Below are 21764 nucleotides of genomic sequence, written 5' to 3'. Positions count from 1 at the left end.
TTCTCAGTCGACGCCGTCTCCCTTGCGCAACGACAGGAACGACGGCCTCGCCTCGATCCACCCGGATTCGCTTTTGGCCCAGCGTCTGCGCTTTACGCCAAGTTGACCGAGGTCATGACCGACGGCCCGGCCCACGCCGATGCGGCGCGGCACTGGCATGCTTGAGCGTGACGGTTCGCACGTTCGTGCAGCGACGACCGGACCGGCAGAAAGGCATTGCGATGCAAATCGAGTTCCTCGGCGCGGCCGATTGCGTCACCGGTTCCCGACACCTGGTGCAGAGCAACGGCACGCGCGTGCTGCTGGATTGCGGCATGTTCCAGGGCTGGAAGGCGCTGCGCGAACGCAACTGGGCACCGCTGACGGTGCCCTCGCACGAGGTCGACGCGGTGATCCTCAGCCACGCGCACCTGGACCACAGCGGCTGGCTGCCGGCGCTGGTGCGGCAGGGTTTTCGCGGGCCGATCTGGTGCAGCCAGGCCACACACGATCTGGCGCAGGTGATCCTGCTGGACGCCGCCCACCTGCAGGAAGAGGACGCCCGGCGTGCCAACCGCGGCGGCTGGAGCCGCCACGCCCCGGCCCTGCCGCTGTACACCGTGCGCGATGCCCAGCGGGCGCTGGACCAGTTCAGGCCGGTGAGCACCGGCAAGGCCTTCAAGCCCACCCCCGGGTGGCAGGCCCGGCTCACCCCGGTGGGGCACCTGCTGGGCGCCTGCGCGGTCAGCCTGGGCGACGGCCAGCACCAGGTGCTTTTCTCCGGCGACCTGGGCCGCTCGGACGACCTGCTGATGCCCGCCCCGCAGACCCTGCCTTCCGCCGCGGACGTGCTGCTGGTGGAGAGCACCTACGGCGACCGCCTGCACCCCGGCGACGACGCGCAGGCCCGCCTGGGCGAGATCGTCCGCCGCACCGCACGGCGTGGCGGCACGGTGCTGGTGCCGACCTTCGCGGTCGGGCGCGCCCAGGCGCTGATGCTGGTGCTGCAGCGCCTGAAGCATGCCGGCGAGATCCCGGCAGACCTGCCGATCTACCTGGACAGCCCGATGGCGCAGGAGGCCACGCTGATCTACCACCAGCACCGCCGGCTGCTCAAGCTCTCGGCGGCCGAGGAGCGTGCGCTGTGCGAAGGGGTGCGGGTGGTGGCGACGCCGGCCGAGTCGCAGCGGCTGTCACGCCGCAAGGGGCCGGCGCTGATCCTCTCGTCCAGTGGCATGGCCACCGGTGGACGGGTGCTGCAGCACCTGGCAGCGCTCGCCCCGAACCCGCGCAACGCGGTGGTCTTCCCCGGCTACCAGGTGCCGGGCAGCCGCGGCAGCAAGATGGTGACGGGCGCTCGCGAGGTGAAGATCGCCGGCCAGTACGTGGCGGTGAAGGCCGAGGTGCACCACTTGGCCTCGTTCTCCTCGCATGCCGATGCCAACGGCATCCTCGACTGGCTGCGCAGCCTGCCGCAGCCCCCCGGGCAGGTGATGGTGGTGCACGGTGATCCGGGCGCAGCCGACAGCCTGCGCCTGCGCATCAAGGATGAACTGGGCTGGCCGGTGCGCGTGCCGCAGCACGGCGAGGTGCTCAGGCTGGCCACCGCGCCTGCGGCGGCCTCGGCCTGAACGGGGCACCGTTCAGGGCATTGAGCCGTCGTTGCGGCTGCCCGCCGGGGTCGGCTTGGCGGCCGCGGCCGCGCCGTTCTTGGCGCGGCGTTCTGCGCGCACCTTCTCGGCAGCAGCCCGGCGCTCGGCGCGGTCGGCGGCCTGTGCACCCTTGCGCGCGCTGGCACCTTCGGCCGCAGCGGCCTTGTGCTTCTTGGCACCCGCCTCCTTCGCCACCGCTGCCTTGGCGGCCTTCTTGCCCTCACCGGCTGCGGCAGCGGCCTTGCCCTTGTGGGGGCCGGCCTTGTGCGCACCGGCCTTGGCGGGCGCTGCCTTGCGCTCGGCCGCATGGGCTGCACGGCGCTCGGCGCGCTTCTTGGCCGCGTCGGCACGGGCCTGCTTGCGGGCCTCGGCGCGATCGGCCGTTGCCTTGGCACGCGAGGCCTCGGGCGCCGCTGCGGCTGCGGCCTTGGGGGCGGCGCGCTGGGGCAGCTCACCCAGCGCCGGTGCCGGCGCGGTGGGCGCCGGGCTCACCGCGATGGGGGCCTGGGGTGCCGCAGCGGGCAGGGCCGGCACGGCGCCGGGCTGTGGCGCCACCGGGCTGGTCTGGATCGGACGCGGCGTGGGCGCGGAAGCCGCCTGCTGAGCCTGCACGTGCACGCCGGTGGCCAGCGCAAGGGCCGCAAAGGCGGCGTGGATGGTTTTCATGGAGTCTCCAGGGTCTCTCGGGTCTTTCGGGTCTCTCGGTGACGCATCAGGGCGCGCCTGCTGCGTCGCAGCAGGGGCGCGCCATTATCAATTCAGTCGAAGCGGCCCTGGCGCATCCACTTGGTGGCGACCCACTTCTCACCCGCCACCACCGGAGAGCCGCCGTGCAGCGAGCGGCTCGACGGGTGCGCGCGGTCATAGGCGAAGAAGACGGCGTTGCCCTTGACCGGGGCGACTTCCAGCTGCACGTCCGGGAAGGAGGTGCCGCCACCGGCCTCGACGGCATTCAGGTACATCACCAGCGTGCCGACGCGCTGGCCACCGCGCTTGAGGATGGTGGCGGTGCCAGGCTGGGCGGGGTCGAAGTAGTCGTAGTGCGCCTTGTACTCGGCACCGGGCTTGTAGTTCAGCACCTGCACGCCCTCGCCGTTTTCGACCGGCCAGTTCACCAGCGCAGCGATGCGCGCCTCGATGCGCCGCAGCAGCTCGGACTCGCCGCGCTGGAAGAACATGCCATGGCTGGTGCGGGCCTCATTGACCTCGCTGCCGCCGGTTTCGTTGTGAACCGTTTCAGAGCGGGCCAGGCGCGGGCGGGCCAGTTCGATCAGGGCGTCGCACTCCTCGTGCGACATGAAGCCGCCGAACACCACCACCCGGGGGTCGCGCATGCTCAGCAGCACCTGCACCTCGCGGTCGTGCGCAAACACGCTCGACGGCGAGCCACGCAGGTCCGGCTCGGGCACCGGCGACGGCGGGGGCAGGGCATCCTGCTCCCGCTGCCTGGCCAGGTGCCCCGCGAGCGTGTCCTCCAGCGTCGCAACGGCCACCGCCTCGTGCCAGCCGGCATCGGTCATGGCCTTGAGGACCGACTCGGGACTGTGGCCGGCCTGGGCCTGCTCGATGATCCACTGGCGCAGCTCGGGGCTGGCAGCCTGGGCGGAGCTGGCCTGAGCAGCCTGGGTAGGCTGGGTGGAAGCCTTGGCGGAAGCCTTTGACGAAACGGTCTGCGTGCTCATGGGCGCAATTCTGGCAGCCCGGCGCGGCGCATTTGGCTGAGACACCTCAATGAGCTTGGCAAGCCCAGGTTCCAGCTGCAACCACCCGTTGCGGGGCGGTCGGCCAAGCCCGGCTCGCCTCGCTGTACTCAGTCCGTGCGGCGGCGGAACACCAGCCGGTCGGGCCCGGAGGCAGCCTCGTCCCAGGCGTAGCCGGCGCGGTCGAAACCGCTGAGCTGCTCGGGCGCGCTGCAGCGCTGCTCGATGGCCCAGCGCGCCATCCTCCCGCGCGCCCGCTTGGCGTGGAAGCTGACGATGCGCCAGGCATCGCGCTGCCAGTCCTCGAAGACGCACTCCACCACCCGGGCCTTCAGCGCGCGGCGGTCCACCGCCTTGAAATACTCCTGCGACGCGAGGTTGACCACCACCGGCACCGGCCCGCTGCGCACGCCCTTCTGGCGCTGGTTGAGGTAGCGCGAGATCGTGTCGCCCCACCAGGCGTAGAGGTCGCGGCCACGCGGGTTGGCCAGGCGCGTGCCCATCTCCAGCCGGTAGGGCTGCAGGGCGTCCAGCGGGCGCAGCGCACCATACAGGCCGGAGAGGATCACCAAGTGCTCCTGCGCCCAGGCCAGGTCCTCGCGGCCCAGGCTGCGCGCATCCAGCCCGTCGTACACATCGCCGTTGAAGGCCAGCAGCGCCGGCTTGCTGTTGGCCGGCGTGGCGCGGCGGCGCCAGGCGGCATAGCGGCCGACGTTGAGCTGCGCCAGCGCGTCCGACAGGTCCATCAACCCGGCCACGTGGGCCGGCGTGAGCGGGCGCAGCAGCTCGATCAGCTGCGCCGCCTCGGCCATGAACTTCGGCGTGGTGGCAGCGATGTCGGTGGGGGTGTCGTAGTCGAGCGACTTGGCGGGCGAGAGCAGCAGGAGCATGGCGATGCGGTGGCGGGATCACGGGTCGGCCGCAAGCGTAGCAGCGGCAGGCGGCTCTGGCAGGATGCCGGCATGAGCCGCACTGCCCCGCCCGATGCCCCGCCCGCTCACCTGCCCTGCCCTTGCGGCTCCGGCCAACCGCTGGCGAAATGCTGCGGCCGCTGGCACGAAGGGGCGCAGCGGCTGCTGGCGCCCACCGCCGAGGCGCTCATGCGCTCGCGCTACAGCGCCTTCGTGCTGGACCGGCGCGAGTACCTGCTCGCCACCTGGCACCCGAGCACCCGGCCCTCGGAACTGGAAGCGCCGGAACCCGGCCTGAAGTGGCTGGGCCTGCAGGTGCGTGCTCACGTTCCGCAGGACGCCGACCACGCCACGGTGGAATTCGTGGCGCGCAGCAAACTCAGCGGCCGGGCGCACCGGCTGCAGGAGCTCAGCCGTTTCGTGCGGGAGGGCGGGCGCTGGTATTACGTGGATGGGGACGTGGATGGGGAGGTGGGCTGACGAAAGGCGCCGCGCTCAGCTGGGCGTGCCACAGCGGCAGCGACAGGCGCAGCAGGTACCAGCCGCAGGCGCCGCACAGTGCCACGCTCCAGGCTGGCCCGAGACCGTCCGCGAAGGCGCCCAGGGCGATGAAGGCGTGGGGCGACTGCCCGCTGATCGCCTCCAGCCAGGCTGCCAGCACATCGTCCTGCAGCCAGCCCTGGGTCAGCTGGGCCACGGCGCCGTAGGCCAGCATGCCGAGCACCGCGCTGCACGCCCAGCGCCAGCGTGCCAGCAGGCCCGCACCCACGCCGCTGAAGAGCAGCCCCAGTCCCAGCACCCGCAGCAGCAGCGCCGGCCGCGCCTGGAGCCCGGGCGCGACCAGCGCACCGGCAAGCGCCAGCAGGCCGACCAGCAGGCAGGCCACCGCCAGTGCGGCCACGTCGGGCGCCAGGCCCTCGCTGGGCAGGCGCCGCGGGGGGATGGCCGTCTCGGCGGACGAAGGTGGCGGGGAATCGAACAACATGCACACTCCTGGGTGTCCACCCCGGTGCACGGATGCCGGCACATCGCAGGCAGCGGTGCCATCCAGACCCAGGGCGGGCAGACGGAGAGATTCTCGGCAGCCCGCCGGGGCCCGCCCATCCCGGGCCCGCAGGTCCGCCCCCCCTGCTTCGCCGGGGGACACCCCGGACGCAGGCGGCAGAACCGGCAATCCCTTCCCCCGAAACCGCAACCCCCAACGACGCCCCAGGCCCCATGCACACCCGCCAGATCCAGCAGATGTTCACCACCCTGCGCGCGGCCAACCCGCAGCCCGCTTCGGAGCTGGAATACAGCTCGGTGTTCGAGCTGCTCGCCGCCGTGCTGCTGTCGGCCCAGGCCACCGACGTGAGCGTCAACAAGGCGACGCGCCGGCTCTTCCCGGTCGCCAACACGCCCGCCAAGCTGCTGGCGCTGGGCGAGGCCGGGCTGGCCGAGCACATCCGCACCATCGGCCTGTACCGCACCAAGGCGAAGAACCTGCTCGCCACCTGCCGCATCCTGCTGGAACAGCACGGTGGCCAGGTGCCGCGCAGCCGCGAGGCGCTCGAAGCCCTGCCCGGCGTGGGCCGCAAGACCGCCAACGTGGTGCTCAACGTCGCCTTTGGCGAGCCCACCTGCGCGGTGGACACGCACATCTTCCGCGTCGGCAACCGCACCGGGCTGGCGCCCGGAAAGACCCCGCTGGCGGTGGAGCAGCAGCTGATGCGCCGCGTGCCGAAGGAGTTCCTCGCCGACGCGCACCACTGGCTGATCCTGCACGGGCGCTACGTCTGCGTGGCACGCACGCCGAAGTGCTGGCAGTGCGCGATCGCGGCGCAGTGCGGCTTCAAGGACAAGACGCCGGCGCCCTGACTCAGCGGCACTCAGCTCCGTTCAGCCCCGTTCAACCCAGGCCTGGATGCGCGCCTGGATCTGCCGCAGCCCATCGGTCAGCGCCGCCGGGCCGGGCTGGAGGATCTCGCTGGACTTGATCTCGTAGACCTGGCCATCACGCACCGCCGGCACCGCCTCCCAGCCGGGGCGGGCCCCCACCTGATCGGGGCGGAACTTGCGGCCGCACCAGGAGCCCAGGATCAGGTCCGGCGCGCGGCGGGCCACCTCCAGCGGGTCGGCAATGATGCGGTCCTTCCCGTGCGAGCGGCCGGCCAGCTCGGGGAAGCACTCCTCACCGCCGGCCAGCGTGATCAGCTCGCTGACCCAGCCGTTGCCGGAAATCAGCGGCTCCATCCACTCCTCGAAGTAGACCTTGGGCCGGCACGGCAGCGCCTTGACGCGCGCGGCGGCGGCGTCCAGGCCGGCCTGCAGCTCGGCCAGCAGCGCAGCGGCGCGGTCCTGTGCCCCCACCATCGCCCCCACCATCGCGATCATGCGCAGGATGCCCGCCACGTCGCGGTGGTTGAAGACGTGCACCGCCACCCCGGCGCGTACCAACTGGCTGGCGATGTCGGCCTGCAGGTCGGAGAAGCCGAGCACGAGGTCCGGCTCCAGGTCGAGGATCTTGTCGATCTTCGCGCTCAGGTAGGCGCTGACCTTTGGCTTTTCCTGGCGGGCCCGCGCCGGGCGCACGGTGTAGCCGGAGATGCCGACGATGCGCGCCTCCTCGCCCAGGCGGTAGAGCGTCTCGGTGGTTTCCTCGGTGAGGCAGACGATGCGGCGGGGGAGCAGGTCAGCGGTCATGGTTCAGCGGGCGTCGGGCGGTGTCGGGTTGAGCGCATCGGAAGCGGCCGGCTCGCGCCAGCATTGGCCGTAACGCAGCGGGCGCGGCCAGTTGGCGGCGGTGAGCTGCGGGTGGTGGCGGGTGCGCAGCGCGTTGATCCAGCCGGCGTGGCCGACCACCAGGCGCGCCGGGAGGTCGCCGGCTTCATCGAGCCACTCGGCCTGGCGCTGGCGCAGCGCGGCCAGGCTCTCGCCCCCACCGGGCGCGTGGCCCAGGAAGTCGGCCTCCCAGGCGGCGAAGGCTTCGCGGGAGATCGCCGACCAGGGCTGACCGTCCCAGGCACCAAAGTGCAGCTCCGCCAGCCGGGCATCGACCCCATGCCGCCAGCCCCAGCGCCGCAGCCAGCGGCCCACGGCGGCACCGCGGCGCAGGGGCGACGTGGCGATCACCCGCGGCAGCCCGGCGCGACGGGCCTGCTGGCGGATGCGGTGCGCCAGCCGCTTGGCGCGGCGCGGGTCCACCGGCAGGTCGCTGCCCGCGCCGATGCAGCGCCCGGCGGCGCCGTCCGGGCGCGGGTGGCGCCAGATCCAGAGCTCAGCCATGGGCACCACCCATCGGTGGCATCAGCGGCAGCAACGCCAGCGCGCCGAGGTAGGCCGCCAGCTCGCCGAGCTGCTGCGCCGCGCCCAGCGTGTCGCCGGTGAAGCCGCCCAGCCGGCGCCGGTACCAGCGTGCACACCACGCGCCCATCCCGATCAGGCCCACCAGCGCCGCCAGCGGTAGCCCCCAGGCGCCGAGCACGACGACCAGCGCACCCGTCGCCAGCGCCACCCAGCCCAGCGCGACGGCCAGGCCGGCACCGGAGATCTGCTGCGCCATCGGCTTGGCCTTGGCGTGCTCGACATCCCCCGCGTAGGGCAGCAGCCAGAGCAGCGCCACCGGCAGCGCACGGGAGGCGGCGTGCGCCCAGACCAGCAGCGCGGCGGCCAGCGGCAGGCTCTGCACCGCCAGCCCGTGCAGCGCGGCGGCCTTCAGGCCCAGCACAAAGACCAGCCCGAGCGCGCCGTAGCTGCCCAGGCGGGAGTCCTTCATGATGGTGAGTGCCCGCTCACGCGAGACGGCGCCGCCCAGGCCGTCGCAGGTGTCGGCCAGGCCGTCCTCGTGGAAGCCGCCGGTGAGCCAGACCGAGCCGGCCATCGCCAGCCCCACCGCCACCGGCAGCGGCCAGAGCTGCGCCGCCGCCAGCAGCAGCGCGCTGAAGGCGCCCACCAGCAGCCCCACCGCCGGGTAGTGGCGGGCGCTGGCGTGCATCGCCTCGGGCGACCAGCCGACCCAGTCGGCCAGCCGGCCCGTCACCGGCACGCGGGTGAAGAACTGCAGCGCGATGAGGAAGAGCCGCAGCTCGCGGGCGAGGTGACCCATGGCGCCCCCGACCTCAGGCGTCCTTGTCCGTGGCTTTGTCGGATACGCCGGCCGACTCGAAGCTGGCCATCTCGGCCAGGATGCGGCAGGCCGATTCGAGCAGCGGCCAGGCCAGCGCGGCGCCCGAGCCCTCGCCCAGGCGCAGGCCGAGCTGCAGCAGCGGCTGGGCGTTGAGCAGGTCGAGCAGCAGGCGGTGGCCGGACTCGTCGCTCTGGTGCGCGAAGACGCAGCGCTGCAGCACGGCCGGGCGCAGGCGCGCGGCCACCAGCACCGCGGCGCTGACGATGAAGCCGTCCACCAGGATCACGCGGCGCTCGGCGGCGGCCTGCAGCAGCGCGCCGACCATCATCGCGATCTCGAAGCCGCCGAAGGTGGCCAGCACGTCCAGCGGTTCGCTGACACCGGATTGGCCGGGGTGGCCGGGATGACGCGCCAGCACGCCGCGCAGCAGCTCCAGCTTGCGCTGCAGCGCCGCGTCGTCCAGCCCGGTGCCGCGCCCGGCGCAGCGCTCGATCGGCTGGCCGCTCAGGCGCGCCAGGATCAGCGCCGCCGCCGAGGTGTTGCCGATGCCCATCTCGCCGAAGATCAGCGCGTTGCCCGGCAGCAAGCGCACGACATCCGCACCCGCCGCCAGCGCGGCCTGGCACTGCGCGGCGCTCATCGCCGGGCCGGCCAGCATGTCGGCGGTGCCGGGGGCGATCTTGCGAATCTGCAGGCCGGGCCGGGGCGCGAGGTCGTGCCGCACGCCGGCGTCCACCACCGTCAGCGCCAGGCCGTGCTGGCGCGCCAGCACGCTGACCGCCGCGCCGCCGGCCAGGAAGTTCTCGACCATCTGCCAGGTCACGTCGCTGGGGTAGGCGGACACGCCGCGAGCGGCCAGACCGTGGTCGCCCGCGAACACCACCACCTGCGGCGCCTCCAGGCGCGGCTGCTCGCGGCCCTGGATGCGGCCGAGCTGGACCGCCAGGGCCTCCAGCCGGCCGAGCGAGCCCAGCGGCTTGGTCTTGCCGTCGATCAGGGCCTGCAGGCGCGCCGGCAACGCAGCGTCGTTCAGGGTGGCGAGGTCGGCGACCTCAGGCAGGAGGTAGGGCGTGTGTGACATGTCGGGGAGCGCAAAAGGAGCAGCCAGGCATCAGCGCAACACGGCGGGGCGCAGCAACCCCTCCAGCGCACCGGGCTCGAAATGGCGGTCGATGAAGTCGGCCAGGCCGTCGAACACCTGGTCGAGCGTGCGGCCGGGGTGGCCCAGCAGGGCCTGCAGCACCGCGGGCGACTCGAACAGGCCGTGGGCGTAGAGCCCCAGCACGTTGCCCTGCTGCCAGCCCAGCACCTCGCCGGCGGGGTTGCGCAGCACCTCGGCGCAGCGCTCCAGCGAGGGGTGGAAGACGGTGCGGCCCTGGTGGATCTCGTAGCCGTCGAAGCCCACGCCAGACAGCGCGCACCAGGCACCTTCCAGCGGACCGAAGCGCGCCGACACCGGGGCGACGCGCTTGTCGCGCTCGAAGCGGGTGACCAGCGGCAGCAGGCCCAGGCCGGGGGCATCGCCGCCGAAGGGAGCGGCCTGGCTGGCCTCGACCCCATCCGGGTCGGTGAGCGTTTCGCCCAGCACCTGGAGGCCGCCGCAGATGCCCAGCAGCGCGCCGCCGCGGGCCGCGTGGGCGGCAATCGCCGCATCCAGCCGCTGCGCGCGCAGCCAGGCCAGGTCCGCGCTGGTGTGCTTGCTGCCGGGCAGGATGACCCAGTCGGCGCCGTCCAGGTCGGCCGGCTGGCGTGCCCAGGTCAACCGCACGCCGGGCTGGTGGCGCAGCGGCTGGAACTCGTCGAGGTTGCTGATGCGCGGCCAGGCCACCACGGCCACCCGCAGCGCGCCCTCGTCCCCCCCGCCGGCGCGGTGATCGAAGACGCCATCCTCCTCGGGCAGGCCGTGCTCGTGCCACATCGGCAGGGTGGCGACGGTGGGCACGCCGGTGAGCGCCCGGATCTGCGCCGGGCCGGGCGCGAGCAGCGCTGCGTCGCCACGGAAGCGGTTGAGCACGAAACCGCGGATCAGTGCCGCCTCGCCAGGCGGCAGCAGCGCCCAGGTGCCGTAGAGGTGGGCGAAGGCGCCGCCGCGGTCGATGTCCGTCACCAGCAGGCAGGCCGCGTCGGCAGCCAGCGCGGTGCGCATGTTGACGTAGTCGCTGGCGTGCAGGTTGATCTCGGCCGGCGAGCCGGCGCCCTCGATCACCACCACATCGTTCTCCGCCATCAGTTCGGCCAGCGCCTGGCGCGCAGGGGGCCAAAGCGCCTCGCTGCGCTCGCGCCAGGGCACGGCGCCCAGGTCACGCCGCACCTCGCCCAGCACCACCACCTGGCTGGCGGTGTCGTGCTCGGGCTTGAGCAGCACCGGGTTGTGGCGCACCTCGGGCGCGGCGCGCGCGGCCAGGGCCTGGAAGTACTGCGCACTGCCGATCTCGCCCATGCGACCGCCCGGGCCGGGCACGACGCGGGCGTTGTTGCTCATGTTCTGCGCCTTGAAGGGCGCCACACGCAGCCCCTGGCGGGCATACCAGCGGCACAGCGCGGTGGCCAGCCAGCTCTTGCCGGCCCCGCTGGTGGTGCCCAGCACCATGATGGCGCGTGCGGTCATCGATGAATGGAGGAAGGGGGAGGGTTCAAGGAGGTGCCGGCGGGGCGGCCAGGCGGGGCAGCGCCACCCACTGGCCGTCCTGCTCGACGATGCGGATGGCGTGGCGGAACACCGCCTCCAGGGCATCACGCAGGGCGGGGTCGGACGGTGCGCCGGCACAGCTCACCTGGCCGGCCTGCAACAGCAGCAGCCGGTCGGCCGCCAGCGCCAGCGACAGGTCGTGCATCACCGTGACCACGGTGCGGGCGCGCGCCAGCTGCTGCGCCAGGCGCACCAGCGCCACCTGGTGCGGCGGGTCGAGGTGGGTGGTGGGCTCGTCCAGCAGCAGCACCGGGGCATCGGTGGCCAGGGCGCGGGCCAGCAGCACACGCTGGCGCTCGCCGCCGGAGAGGGCGTTGAGGCGCCGGTCCTGCCAGTCGGCGCACTCGGCCTCGGCCATCGCACGGTCCACCGCGGCCTCGTCGGCTGACCCCGGTGTGCCGAACAGGCCGAGGTGCGGCAGGCGGCCCAGCGCCACCGTCTCGCGCACGGTCAGCTCGCCGGTGACCTCGCCCTGCTGCGCCAGCCAGGCGATGCGCTGCCCACGCTCGCGCGGGCTCAGGTCCTTCAGGCGGCGCCCATCCACCCGCACCTCGCCGGCCTGCGGCGGCAGCAGCCCGGCCAGCACCCGCAGCAGGGTGCTCTTGCCAGCGCCGTTGGGGCCGACGATGGCCGTCCAGCCCGCCTCGAAGCGGCAGTCCACCGACTTCAGCACCGGGCGGTCGCCATAGCCGACCTGCAGGCCGGTGGCCTCCAGCACGGGCGGGGGCATCCTCATGACAGCCCCTCGTCCCATGGGTACATGGTCCGATCCCCCGAGGGGATGGCGGGCCGGCTTGGGAGCGGCCCGGCGCTCGGCCCGCTTGCGGGGGTTGACACAGGGGGTCTCATCCGCCCCGCACCCGGCGGTTCAACAGCAAGCACAGGTAGAGCCCGCCAAGCACCGCGGTCACCACGCCCACCGGCAGCTCCTGCGGCGCGATCAGCGCGCGCGAGATCACGTCGGCCACCAGCAGCAGCACCGCGCCCATCAGCGCACTGGCCGCCAGCAGCCAGGCGTGTGCGCCAGGGGCGTGACGGCGCACCAGGTGCGGTGCGACCAGGCCGACAAAGGCCACCAGGCCGGCCTGCGACACCGCCAGCGCGGTGGCCCCGGAGAGCAGCAGCACCAGCAGCAGCCGCACGCGGCCCAGGTCCAGGCCCAGGCTGGCGGCGCTGTCCTCGCCCAGCGTGAGGGCGTCCAGCGCGCGGGCGTGGCGCAGCGCCAGGCCGAGCAGCATCGTCAGCCCGGCGGCCATCAGCGCCACCGAGGACCAGCCGAGGAAGCTGGTGCTGCCGAGCATGAAGGCCTGCTTGCCCCGCAGCGCGTCCGGCGAGACCACCGTGACCAGGTCGCTCAGCGCGCCCAGCAGCACCGCCAGCACCACGCCGGACAGCAGCAGCCGGGTGGTGTGCAGCGCCCCACGCGCCAGCAGCAGCGTCAGCGTGACACCTCCAACCGCGCCAATGAAGGCGGCCATCACCAGCCCGACCCGCTCCAGCCACAGCGCGGCCGTCAGGCTGAGCTGCAGCCCGCCGAGGGTGGCCCCGGCCAGCACCAGCACCACCGCCAAGCCTGCGCCGGCAGCCGCACCGAGCAGGTAGGGATCCGCCAGCGGGTTGCGGAACAGCCCCTGAGCCAGCGCCCCGCCCAGGCCGAGCAGGGCCCCCACCAGGGCTGCGCCCAGGGTGCGCGGCGCGCGGATCTCGCCCAGGATCAGCCAGGCCTGCTCACCCGCGAGGTCCGACTGCAGGGTCTCCAGGGAGAAACCGGCGCTGCCGGTGACCAGCCCGGCCAGCAGGCCGACCAGCAGGCCCAGCCCCAGCCAGCCCAGCAGGCGGCGGCGCTGCCGAAGGTGGTCGGCCGCGCCTGGCGCTGGCCGGGACGCGGTGGCCGGTGACGCGGCCTGCGGGAGCGCCATCACCGCCCTGCTCCCGCCATCGTGCCCACGCGCTGCAGGCAGTCGGCCAGGAGGCCGGCGGCCTCGCCCAGGCGCGGGCCAGGTCGGCCCATTATCTCGTACTGCGCGGTGGGCAGGTCGCAGCGGCGGCCCTGCTGCAGCGCCGGCAGCTGCGCCCAGCCGGGGCGCTGCGCCATCGCGGCGGCCTCGTGCTGCACGCCCATCACCACATCGGGGCGCGCACGCAGCACGAACTCCGGGTTCAGCTTCGGGAACGGCCCCAGCTCTGCCGGCACGATGTTGACCAGGCCCAGCCGGGTCATCGTCTCGCCGATGAAGGAGCTGCGCCCGGCCGCGTAGGGCCCGCCGCCGATCTCGAAATAGACCTTGGCGCCGCGCAGGGCCGGTGGCACACGCGCCGCGGCGGCAGCCAGGTCACGCTCGACCGCCGCCCAGACCTGCGCCGCCTGCTCCGGGCTGCCCAGCAGCTCGGCCAGCAGGCCCAGGGTGCGGCGGGTGTCGGCGTGGCTGTCGGACTTCAGGCGCAGCACCTTCAGGCCCAGGGCGTCGAGCCGGTCGAGCGACTGCGCCGAGGTGGAGGCCAGCACCACCTCCGGGCGCAGCGCGGCGATGCCTTCGATCAGCGCATCGTCCAGCCCGCCCAGCCGGGGCAGTTTCTCCACCGACGCAGGCCAGTTGGAATAGCGGTCGACGCCGACCAGCCGGGCGCAGCCGCCCAGCGCGCAGACGCTCTCGGTGAGCGAGGGCAGCATCGAGACGATGCGCTGCGGCGGCGCGGCAAAGCGGTGCGTCACGCCCCGGTCGTCGGTGACCTGGATGCCCGCGGCCAGGGTGGGCTGGGCGATCAGGAGCAGCCACCACAGGAGGAATCGGGTCATGGCAAGGCGCCTTTCACGGCCAAGGGCAGGCCGGCCACCAGCAGGGTGACGCGGTCGCAAGCGGCGGCCAGCCGCTGGTGCAGCAGCCCGAGCGCATCGACACAGCGCCGCGCCTCGGGCGACATCGGCATCACGCCCAGGCCGATCTCGTTGGAGACGAACACCAGCGGGCTGCGAGCGGCCTGCACCGCCTGCAACAGGGCCTGCTCCAGGGCGGCCCAGTCCTGCGGGGCGGCCCCGGGTGGCGGCAGCAGGCACTGCGTCAGCCAGAGCGTCAGGCAGTCGACCAGCAGCAGGCGCTGCGGGTCGTCCTGGGCCTGCAGCGCGGCAGGCAGGTCGACCGGCACCTCGACCGTGGCCAAGTCCGGCACACGCTCGGCACGGTCACGCCGATGGCGCGCGATGCGCGCGGCCATCTCGTCGTCCCCCGCCAGCGCGGTGGCCAGCAGGACGGCCGAGCGGCCGCCCGCACCGGCCAGCCAGTGCGCGGCGAGGTCCTCGGCACGGCGCGACTTGCCGCTCTTGGCCCCGCCGAGGATCAGCTCGTGTGTCGGCTTCATCCAACCACCCCCGCCTTGCGGCCCGTGCCCCGTGTCAATCCGTGGCGGATCAGAAGTTCAGCCGCGCCGCGGCCGTCACGCTGCGCCCGGGCTCCGGGTAGATCGACGTGGGCAGGCCGTTCGCACAGGCGTAGGCCTGGGTGTAGAACTTGCGATCGGTGGCATTGCCCACCGCCACGCTCAGCTCGACCACCGGCAGCTCCCAGGCCCAGCGCAGATCCAGCGTGGTGACCGAGGGCATGCTGCAGCTGTTGGCCAGGTCCGGGTGGCGCGACGAGGCGTACACCAGGGTCGCCCCCAGCCGGTGCCCCGGCAGCGCCTGCCACTGCGCCCCCAGCGAGGCGCTGCCGGCGTTGACCAGCGGAACGTCCTTGCCGTCATAGGCGCCCCCGACAAAGGTCGCCTGGCGCCACGCGGCCGTGGCGCGCAGCTCCAGCGCCGGCGTGAGCGCGTGGCTGCCCTCCAGCTCGATGCCCTGGCGGCGCGTCGGGTCGTAGTTCACGTTGGCACCCCAGCCGCCGTTGGCCGACGGGTCGTAGCCGATCTCGTCGCGCAGGCTGTTGCGGTACAGGCGCAGGTCGGCCCGGTCGCGTTCGGCCCTCCAGCGCGCCCCGAGTTCGACGTCGCGCGACATCTGCGGCCGCAGCGGCGTGCCGGAGGTGTAGCTGAACTCGTCGGCGTTGGCCAGGCGGAAGCTGCGGCCCAGGCGACCATAGGCCTGCCACTGGGCGGCCAGGGGCTGCACCAGACCCAGCTCCCAGGCCTGCAGGGTGTCTTCAAGCGCGGCCGTGACGCCGCTGTGGGTCTTCTGGATGGCCTCGCGGCGCAGGCCGGCGCTCAGGCGGGTGCCGCCTTCGAGCGTCAGGTCATCGCGCAGGTAGACGGCCCGGTTGGTCTGCCGCGCGCTCGACCCGTAGGTGCCGGCCACGTCCCGGTCCCAGTGGCTCAGGTCCACGCCACCGGCCAGGCTGTTGCGCAGGCCGCCCAGGGTAGCGCTGTAGCGCGCCCGGGCGCCAACCTGGTCGGCCGCCACGTCGTAGTCGTAGCTCGACGCCGAGCCGAAGTAGGTGCTCAGGCTGCGCACCTGCTTGGCGCGCTGCCCGGCGTCGAAGCCGAACTCCCAGTCGCCCAGGCGCCAGTCGGCCTGCAGGCTGTTGCGCCGGTTGATGATGCGCACCCAGTCGTTCGGGTGTTCCGTCTGGCTCGGGTCGCTGTCGTACTGCGCGGTGGACAGCGCGCCCGGCAGGCCGGCGTTGAGGCGGTCCTCGCCATGGCGCAGGACGATGCGCAGGCCGTCGGTTGCCCACTGGGCGGCCACCGAGCCGCCCCGCGTGGCCGACTCGCCGTTGTCGCGGTGGCCGTCGGACAGGCGGCGGTTGCCGGCCACGTCCACCGAGAAGTCGCCGGCCACCAGGGTGGCACCGGCACGCAGTTCGCGGGTCGCGTGGCTGCCAGCGGCGGCATAGACCTGCGCGGTGTTGCGCCGCTGCGCCCCCCGGCCGGCCTTGGTGGTGATGATCACGACGCCGCCGGTGGCGCCCTCGCCGTACAGCACGGCACCGCTGCCGCGCAGCACCTCGATGCGCTCGACGGTGTCGATCGGGATACCCGCCAGGCGGGTACCGCCCAGGTCGCCTTCGCTCAGGCGCAGGCCGTCGACCACGATGACCATGTTGCTGTCGGAGGTGCTGCCAAAGCCGCGCAGGTCCAGCGCGTACTCGCCGCCGCCGTAGAGGTCGAGCCGCCCGGGCACGCCCAGCAGCTTCATCACGGCCTCGTTGACGGTGCCCGCACCGGAGCGGCGGATGTCCTGCGCGGTGATGACGCTGACGCCGAAGGGCAGGCCGCGCGGGTCATCGCTGAAGCGCGAACCGGTGACGACCACCTGGTCCAGGGAGGCGGCTGCCTGGGCGGCAACCATCGGGGAGGCCGCGCAACCGGCCACGCACAGGGACACCGCGGCGAGGCGCCGCGGGGGGAACGCAGCCAGCGTTCGAGAGGGGAATTTCATCGGGAGCCAAGGGACATGGTGCGCGCCACCCGCTTCCCCGCAGGTCGACGCGAAACGGCCGCTGCACAACGGCAGCGGCCTCCTGTCGGCCGGTATCCGGGCTGACGGACGAACCCCTGTGACCTTCCCGGTTCGCGATGCGACCCAGTGGTTTGTGCACAGTGGCAGGGAGCGTGAACTCCCGTCCGCTTACCGTTGCGGGGGCAGCGCAGGTTGAGCGTTCTCCGGAGGAGTCGGCTTTCCTGCTTCCCGTTTAACCGTGCCGACGTGAACGCCGGCACGAGCACCAACAGCGTGAATTGTAATCACCTCGGACCCCGCCCACTACAATCATCCCGCTCGGGGCGACCTGCCCTGCACACGCCCCCCTACCTGCGCAATGTCCACACTCGAAGACCTCGCCGACCGGGTTGAACGGCTGCTGCTGCGGCATGAAGAACTCAAGCGCACCAACGCCCTGCTCGAACAGCAACTCGCCACGGTCGCGGCCGAACGCGACAACCTGCGCTCTCGCCTGGCCGCGGCGCGCAGCCGCATCGACGCCCTGATCGAACGCCTGCCGGTGGGCGAGGTGGATGCGCACGAGCGCAACACGACATCCGGAGGTGGCCTGTGAAGCAGCTCGAAGTGGCCATCATGGGCCAGACCTACATCCTGGCCTGCCCGGACGGGCGGGAAACCGATCTGCTCGAAGCCGTGGGCAGTGTGGACCGCGAGATGAGCGCCATCCGCGACGCCGGCAAGGTCAAGGCGCGCGAGCGCATCGCCGTGCTGGCCGCACTCAACCTGGCCTACGCGCTGGCCGAACGCGGCAGCGCCGCGCCCGCCGCAGCGCCAGCGGCAGCGGCCTCGCAGGGCACGCCCTGCAGCATCGACGTGGAAGGCCTGGTGCGCCGTGTGGATGCCGCACTCGGCGGAGACGGACAGTTGCTCTGAGGGCTTTGGGGACGTCTAGAATGGCCTCGTCCACTGCGTCCGCGGAGGTTTTTAGTTCCTTGAACCGATGCTCTCGCGAGCCTGGGCTTGGAACATCACCTGGCTGGTGTGATCGTCTCGCGTCAGATGAACCCGAAGTCAGGTTGACCTTGCCCCCCTGAATCCCCTGGGTTCAGGAATGCGGCCTTCGGTTCGCGGTGGACACCTTTTCCTTTGCCACAATCCACCGCCTGTGGCATCCCCCTCTCCCTTCCCCTCCCCCCTTCCCTGCGACGGCGACGATGACCGCGTCGTCGAGCCGCGGCACTGGCTGATGAAGATCGAGCCGGACGAGTGCTCGATCGACGAGCTCGCCCGCCTGCCCGGCCAGACGGTGGCCTGGACCGGCGTGCGCAACTACCAGGCACGCAACTTCATGCGCGACGCGATGCGCATCGGCGACGGGGTGCTGTACTACCACTCCTCCTGCCCCGAGCCGGGCATCGCCGGCCTGGCCGAGGTGGCCTCGCCGGCCTACCCGGATGCCACGCAGTTTGACGCAGCCAGCCCGTACTTTGACCCCAAGGCCTCGCCAGCCGCCCCGCGCTGGCTGCATGTGGACGTGCGCTTCGTCCGCCGGACCCGCCAGCTCGGCCTGGCCGAGCTGCGCAGCCACCCCGAGCTGGCCGGCATGGCACTGCTGCGCCCCGGCAACCGCCTGTCCATCACCCCCGTGACCCTCGCCGAGTGGCAGGCCGTGCTGGCGCTGCTGGGCGTGACTGAACCCGCATGAATTTCGACCTCACCCTGATCGCCGAACTGCTGCTGCTGGGCAGCTGCACCGGCTTCCTTGCTGGCCTGCTGGGCATCGGCGGGGGCATGCTGATGGTGCCCTTCATCACGCTGATCCTCGATACGCGCGGCATCGGCGCCGGGCTGGGCGTGAAGATGGCGATCGCCACCTCGATGTCGACCATCCTCTTCACCTCGCTGTCGAGCGTGCGGGCACACCACCGCCGCGGCGCGGTGCGCTGGGACCTGGTGCGCACGCTGGCGCCGGGCATCGTGATCGGCAGCCTGGTCGCCGGGGCCGGCGTCTTCGCGCTGCTCAAGGGCCAGGCGCTGGCGCTGGTGTTCGGTCTGTTCGTGGCCTTCTCGGCCACCCAGATGCTGCTGGACAAGAAGCCCAAGCCGACCCGGCAGATGCCCGGTGCGGCCGGCCGCGTGGCCGCGGGCAGCGTGATCGGCTTCATCTCCGGGCTGGTCGGCGCGGGCGGCGGCTTCATCTCCGTGCCCTTCATGACCTGGTGCAACGTCGCGATCCACAATGCGGTGGCCACCTCGGCGGCGCTGGGCTTCCCGATCGCGCTGGCCAGCACGGTCGGCTACGTGATCGGCGGCTGGTCGCTCGACACCGGCCTGCCCGGCGCGCTCGGCTACCTCTGGCTGCCCGCACTCGGCGTGATCGCCAGCGCCAGCGTGCTCACCGCCCCGCTGGGCGCGCACACCGCGCACGCGATGAACGTGGCGCAGCTCAAGCGCGTCTTCGCGCTGGTGCTCTACGGCCTGGCGGCCTACATGCTGAACAAGGCCCTGCGGGGCTGAACAACCACCCGCAGCCCGGTCCGCGGCCGGTTCAGGCCGCCTGGCCCGTCATGCTGCCGTCGCCCAGGCGGATTGGCGCCAGCGTCACCCGGCTGCCACCGCGCTTGCGGGCATCCTGCAGCGCGCGGATCGCGGCCTGGCTGAGGTCGTCGAGCGTCTCTGCGGTGTGCGGGAAGCCGGCCAGGCCCACCGACATCTCGAAGTTGAAGCTGCGCCCCTCCACCACCACCAGCTGGCTGGTGCAGGCACGGCGCAGCTGCTCCATGCGGTTGTAGGCGGTGGCCAGGCCCACGCCGGACAACAGGATCGCGAAGCGGTCCTCGCCCAGCTGCGCCAGCACGTCCATCGCCCGGGTGTTGCTGCGCATGAGCTGGGCGATGCTCTCGGCCACCCGCTTCACCGCCGCATCGCCCTGGCGGCTGCGCAACTCCTCGAAGCGGTCCACCGCCATCAGTACCAGCGCGAACTCACGCTGCTCGCGCAGGGACAGTGCCACCTCGCGCCGCAGATGCTCCTCGAAGTGCTCGCGGCGGAACAGCTCGCTCGGCCGGTCGATGCCCTCGGCCTGCTGTCGGCGCATCTGCTCCATCGCCCCGTGCTGGCGCTCGATCTGGGCCAGCGCCTGCTGCAGCTGCTGGGCACTCTGGCGGGCGGGTGTGTCGTTCCACCACAGGCTGAGCAGGTGCCCGGGGCCCTGGCCACCGGCTGCCGGCAGCACGCAGCGCCAGGTGCGGTAGTCCTGCCGCTGGCCCTGGCGCTCGAAGCGCTGCTCACCCGTGACCACCCCACCGCCGCCCAGGGCACGCTGGTCGGCTGCGCGCACCGAGCTGGCATCGGCCAGCGGCAGCACCTCCAGGTCGGTATGGCCGACGAGCCGGTCCACCGGCACGCCCAGCACCTGCAGCATCGGGTCATTGGCCCAGAGGTAGCGGCCACTGGCTGCCTCCTTGACCGACACCATGCCGCCATGCGCCTGCACGAGCTGCAGCAGGCCCTGCAGGACGACATCGGGCACGAGGGGATTGGTGGGTTCGGACATGCTGGTCACCGGCTGGGTCGCGGGAGCCCCGTGCCCGCGTCGCCGAAGACGCACCGGAACGAGGCAAAAGCCTCGGCATGATACGCAGCCCGCCCGGCCCGCCTCGGGCACGTCCGTGCACCCTGTCACACACCGCTGTCACGGCCCGACCCCGCGGATGCGGTGGCGCCCGCCAGCACCAAGTCACCCCAGTCGCCCCAGCGGCTGCCGTGCGGCCGGTTCAGATCAGCCGGTGAGCAGCTGCATGCTGCGCTCGTAGGCGCCGGTGAGGCGGTCGAAGCGTTCCAGCAGCTCCTCGCTCGCCCCGGCCAGGGCGACCCATCCCTCGGCCTGGTCCGCGTGGACCGCACCGGCGCGCATGCGCTCCCAGGCCTGCTGTGCTGCGGCCAGGTCGTCGCGGATCGCGGCCGTGCTCAGCGGCAGCCCGTTCAGGTAGGCCAGCCCGCGCTCGAAGTCCTGCGCCACCTCCTCCCGCCCCGGTGCCGGACCGGGCAGCAACTGGCCCAGCAGGACCTGCTGGGCGTAGCGCTGGGCCAGCATGCGCTGGCGCCCGGCGACGTTGATGACCTGCAGCCCCGGCCCGTGCCCGGTGGCCGCCACCGCGGCGGTGAGCCGCTCGGCCTGCACCAGCAGCGCCTCGCCCAGGCGATGCACCTGCGCCAGCGTCTCGGCCAGCACCGGCGCGTCGAGCAGGCCCCGCAGCGCCGACCAGCTGCCGGCCGCGGCATCGAGCAGGTCCCCGAAGGTCGGGCGCGACAGGCCCTTGTCCAGCGCCAGGAAGATCGCCTCGCCCTGCTGGCGCGAATCGGCCAGCAGCGCCCGCGAGGCGGCCTGCTCCACCCCGGCCACCAGCAACGCGTAGAGCTTGACGATGCGCTGCGACAGCATGCGCAGCCGCCCGGCGCGGTTGATGGCCTCGGCGTACTGCGCCGCGTCGATGAGCTGCTGCGACACCTGGCCGATGCGCTGCTTGGCGTGCATCGAGGCCGAGCGCAGCAGGCGGAAGGCCTCTTCCTCGCCGACCTGGCGCGACGCCATCAGAATGCCCTTGGCGCGGTCGACCAGCTTGCGCTCCTCGAAACGCCGCCGCAGCGTCTGCAACTCCTCCTGCAGGCGCCGGGTGTGGCGCGAGCGGGCCAGCGTGTACTGCAGCAGCGCGCGCAGGCGCGACGCCGCATAGCCATTGACCTCCCAGGCATCGACGCCCACCGCCAGGCTGCGCTCCATCGACTCGGCGCGCACGTCGCTGGTGAACACCAGCACCGGCAGCGGCGCCGCGGCGGCCAACCACGCCAGCGCCTGGAACAGGGCCTCGTCGGGCTGGGGCTCCCAGACCAGCACCACATCCGGTGCATGGCGCACCGCCTCGCGAACCATCTCGGTGCATGGGCAGCGGGCACAGACGCCGTAGCCCATCGCTTCAAGGTCGTCGACCAGGCTGGGCACATCCGGGGACGAGGGGGCGACGACGAGGACCTGGATCATGGTGGGAGCGCTTTCCTGCTGCGCGGCATCGGAGGGATTTCCCCAGACAAGCACAGGGCGGGCCAACCCGGTGCAGCACACGCCCCCGGACGGTGCAGCGGCCCGTTTCCGCGCGTCCGCGCGGCCGGGCGCTTCACGTTTCCGCGCGGCCGCGCGGCCGGTCGCATCCGCCGGATCGGCCACCTCACCATGGCGCGAGTCTTGCAGTAGGCTGGTTGAGCGCAGCGCAGCGCTCGCGTCGGCCCCCTGGGCGGCCGACCCGGTGCACGCCGACGTGGCACCGCCCCCCTGCCTGGCCGGCCCGGTGCCGGCGTGC

23 protein-coding genes, 1 other RNA gene and 1 riboswitch are annotated in these 21764 nt (G+C 72.9%); of the genes, 8 read left to right on the top strand and 16 right to left on the bottom strand.

Annotation, left to right across the window (positions count from 1 at the left end):
* Nucleotides 1-221 precede the first annotated feature (221 nt).
* A complete protein-coding gene (locus tag NGK70_RS09520; RefSeq protein ID WP_251973003.1) occupies nucleotides 222-1610 on the top strand; it encodes an MBL fold metallo-hydrolase RNA specificity domain-containing protein in 1389 nt (462 codons plus the stop codon).
* A 12-nt stretch (nucleotides 1611-1622) separates the two neighbouring features.
* Here the strand turns inward: NGK70_RS09520 and NGK70_RS09515 are convergent, their stop codons facing one another.
* The 3 genes from NGK70_RS09515 to yaaA all read right to left on the bottom strand — a co-directional run bounded on the left by NGK70_RS09515 (nucleotide 1623) and on the right by yaaA (nucleotide 4221).
* Nucleotides 1623-2297, bottom strand: coding sequence for a hypothetical protein (locus NGK70_RS09515; protein WP_251973002.1), 675 nt, complete (start codon nucleotides 2295-2297; stop codon nucleotides 1623-1625).
* A 92-nt stretch (nucleotides 2298-2389) separates the two neighbouring features.
* Nucleotides 2390-3313 carry a 2OG-Fe(II) oxygenase gene (locus NGK70_RS09510; RefSeq protein ID WP_251973001.1) on the bottom strand — a complete coding sequence of 308 codons (924 nt, stop codon included), beginning with the start codon at nucleotides 3311-3313 and terminating at the stop codon, nucleotides 2390-2392.
* A gap of 128 nt (nucleotides 3314-3441) precedes the next feature.
* Nucleotides 3442-4221: a peroxide stress protein YaaA gene (gene yaaA, locus NGK70_RS09505; RefSeq protein WP_251973000.1), complete on the bottom strand. Its 780-nt coding sequence runs from the start codon at nucleotides 4219-4221 to the stop codon at nucleotides 3442-3444.
* A gap of 72 nt (nucleotides 4222-4293) precedes the next feature.
* Between yaaA and NGK70_RS09500 the strand changes: the two genes are divergently transcribed.
* Entirely contained in the window at nucleotides 4294-4722 is a 429-nt protein-coding gene (locus tag NGK70_RS09500) for a YchJ family protein (protein WP_251972999.1), read from the top strand.
* On the opposite strand, the gene NGK70_RS09495 is transcribed toward NGK70_RS09500, so the two are convergent.
* On the bottom strand, nucleotides 4652-5227 hold the full coding sequence (locus NGK70_RS09495; protein ID WP_251972998.1) for a hypothetical protein: 576 nt from the start codon (nucleotides 5225-5227) through the stop codon (nucleotides 4652-4654). The two genes, NGK70_RS09500 and NGK70_RS09495, sit on opposite strands and share 71 nt — an antisense overlap.
* Nucleotides 5228-5460: 233 nt before the next feature.
* Between NGK70_RS09495 and nth the strand changes: the two genes are divergently transcribed.
* The gene (gene nth / locus NGK70_RS09490; protein ID WP_251972997.1) at nucleotides 5461-6099 is read left to right on the top strand and encodes an endonuclease III; all 639 of its coding nucleotides are present in this window, start codon (nucleotides 5461-5463) and stop codon (nucleotides 6097-6099) included.
* A 21-nt stretch (nucleotides 6100-6120) separates the two neighbouring features.
* On the opposite strand, the gene NGK70_RS09485 is transcribed toward nth, so the two are convergent.
* From NGK70_RS09485 to NGK70_RS09440, 10 genes are all read right to left on the bottom strand, one after another.
* Nucleotides 6121-6924 (bottom strand): cobalamin-binding protein, encoded by an 804-nt coding sequence (locus NGK70_RS09485; RefSeq protein WP_251972996.1) that lies wholly within the window; start codon nucleotides 6922-6924, stop codon nucleotides 6121-6123.
* 3 nt (nucleotides 6925-6927) lie between these two features.
* Entirely contained in the window at nucleotides 6928-7506 is a 579-nt protein-coding gene (locus tag NGK70_RS09480; RefSeq protein ID WP_251972995.1) for a histidine phosphatase family protein, read from the bottom strand.
* Entirely contained in the window at nucleotides 7499-8326 is an 828-nt protein-coding gene (gene cobS, locus NGK70_RS09475) for an adenosylcobinamide-GDP ribazoletransferase (protein WP_251972994.1), read from the bottom strand. The genes NGK70_RS09480 and cobS overlap by 8 nt, the downstream gene beginning before the upstream one ends.
* Nucleotides 8327-8339: 13 nt before the next feature.
* On the bottom strand, nucleotides 8340-9428 hold the full coding sequence (gene cobT, locus NGK70_RS09470; RefSeq protein ID WP_251972993.1) for a nicotinate-nucleotide--dimethylbenzimidazole phosphoribosyltransferase: 1089 nt from the start codon (nucleotides 9426-9428) through the stop codon (nucleotides 8340-8342).
* 30 nt (nucleotides 9429-9458) lie between these two features.
* Entirely contained in the window at nucleotides 9459-10955 is a 1497-nt protein-coding gene (locus NGK70_RS09465; RefSeq protein ID WP_251972992.1) for a cobyric acid synthase, read from the bottom strand.
* A 25-nt stretch (nucleotides 10956-10980) separates the two neighbouring features.
* On the bottom strand, nucleotides 10981-11766 hold the full coding sequence (locus NGK70_RS09460; protein ID WP_251973728.1) for an ABC transporter ATP-binding protein: 786 nt from the start codon (nucleotides 11764-11766) through the stop codon (nucleotides 10981-10983).
* A gap of 115 nt (nucleotides 11767-11881) precedes the next feature.
* Entirely contained in the window at nucleotides 11882-12955 is a 1074-nt protein-coding gene (locus NGK70_RS09455) for a FecCD family ABC transporter permease (RefSeq protein ID WP_251972991.1), read from the bottom strand.
* Nucleotides 12955-13833: an ABC transporter substrate-binding protein gene (locus NGK70_RS09450; RefSeq protein WP_251972990.1), complete on the bottom strand. Its 879-nt coding sequence runs from the start codon at nucleotides 13831-13833 to the stop codon at nucleotides 12955-12957. The genes NGK70_RS09455 and NGK70_RS09450 overlap by 1 nt, the downstream gene beginning before the upstream one ends.
* Nucleotides 13830-14393 carry a bifunctional adenosylcobinamide kinase/adenosylcobinamide-phosphate guanylyltransferase gene (locus NGK70_RS09445; protein WP_251972989.1) on the bottom strand — a complete coding sequence of 188 codons (564 nt, stop codon included), beginning with the start codon at nucleotides 14391-14393 and terminating at the stop codon, nucleotides 13830-13832. Before NGK70_RS09445 ends, NGK70_RS09450 begins: the two co-directional genes overlap by 4 nt.
* 49 nt (nucleotides 14394-14442) lie before the next feature.
* Complete coding sequence (locus tag NGK70_RS09440; protein WP_251972988.1) at nucleotides 14443-16314, bottom strand: TonB-dependent receptor; 1872 nt, start codon at nucleotides 16312-16314, stop codon at nucleotides 14443-14445.
* 160 nt (nucleotides 16315-16474) lie between these two features.
* Nucleotides 16475-16710: riboswitch (cobalamin riboswitch) on the bottom strand.
* A 73-nt stretch (nucleotides 16711-16783) separates the two neighbouring features.
* Between NGK70_RS09440 and NGK70_RS09435 the strand changes: the two genes are divergently transcribed.
* The 5 genes from NGK70_RS09435 to NGK70_RS09420 all read left to right on the top strand — a co-directional run bounded on the left by NGK70_RS09435 (nucleotide 16784) and on the right by NGK70_RS09420 (nucleotide 18924).
* Complete coding sequence (locus NGK70_RS09435) at nucleotides 16784-17020, top strand: cell division protein ZapB (protein ID WP_251972987.1); 237 nt, start codon at nucleotides 16784-16786, stop codon at nucleotides 17018-17020.
* Nucleotides 17017-17340 (top strand): cell division protein ZapA, encoded by a 324-nt coding sequence (locus NGK70_RS09430; RefSeq protein WP_251972986.1) that lies wholly within the window; start codon nucleotides 17017-17019, stop codon nucleotides 17338-17340. The genes NGK70_RS09435 and NGK70_RS09430 overlap by 4 nt, the downstream gene beginning before the upstream one ends.
* Before the next feature lie 27 nt (nucleotides 17341-17367).
* A non-coding RNA gene (ssrS, locus tag NGK70_RS26620) (6S RNA) lies at nucleotides 17368-17545 on the top strand.
* A 108-nt stretch (nucleotides 17546-17653) separates the two neighbouring features.
* The gene (locus NGK70_RS09425) at nucleotides 17654-18112 is read left to right on the top strand and encodes an EVE domain-containing protein (protein ID WP_251973727.1); all 459 of its coding nucleotides are present in this window, start codon (nucleotides 17654-17656) and stop codon (nucleotides 18110-18112) included.
* Nucleotides 18109-18924, top strand: a complete 816-nt coding sequence (locus NGK70_RS09420) for a sulfite exporter TauE/SafE family protein (protein ID WP_251972985.1) — start codon at nucleotides 18109-18111, stop codon at nucleotides 18922-18924. Before NGK70_RS09425 ends, NGK70_RS09420 begins: the two co-directional genes overlap by 4 nt.
* 31 nt (nucleotides 18925-18955) lie before the next feature.
* On the opposite strand, the gene NGK70_RS09415 is transcribed toward NGK70_RS09420, so the two are convergent.
* Nucleotides 18956-19963, bottom strand: a complete 1008-nt coding sequence (locus tag NGK70_RS09415; RefSeq protein ID WP_251972984.1) for a GGDEF domain-containing protein — start codon at nucleotides 19961-19963, stop codon at nucleotides 18956-18958.
* A 225-nt stretch (nucleotides 19964-20188) separates the two neighbouring features.
* Complete coding sequence (locus NGK70_RS09410; RefSeq protein ID WP_251972983.1) at nucleotides 20189-21448, bottom strand: type IV pili methyl-accepting chemotaxis transducer N-terminal domain-containing protein; 1260 nt, start codon at nucleotides 21446-21448, stop codon at nucleotides 20189-20191.
* Between the last annotated feature and the right edge of the window lie 316 nt (nucleotides 21449-21764).

Origin of the sequence: Sphaerotilus microaerophilus (assembly GCF_023734135.1) — a bacterium.
GTDB classification, from domain to species: Bacteria; Pseudomonadota; Gammaproteobacteria; order Burkholderiales; family Burkholderiaceae_C; genus Sphaerotilus; species Sphaerotilus microaerophilus.
Note: the sequence above shows the minus strand (reverse complement) of the source record. Positions and strands in the feature narration are given on the sequence as shown.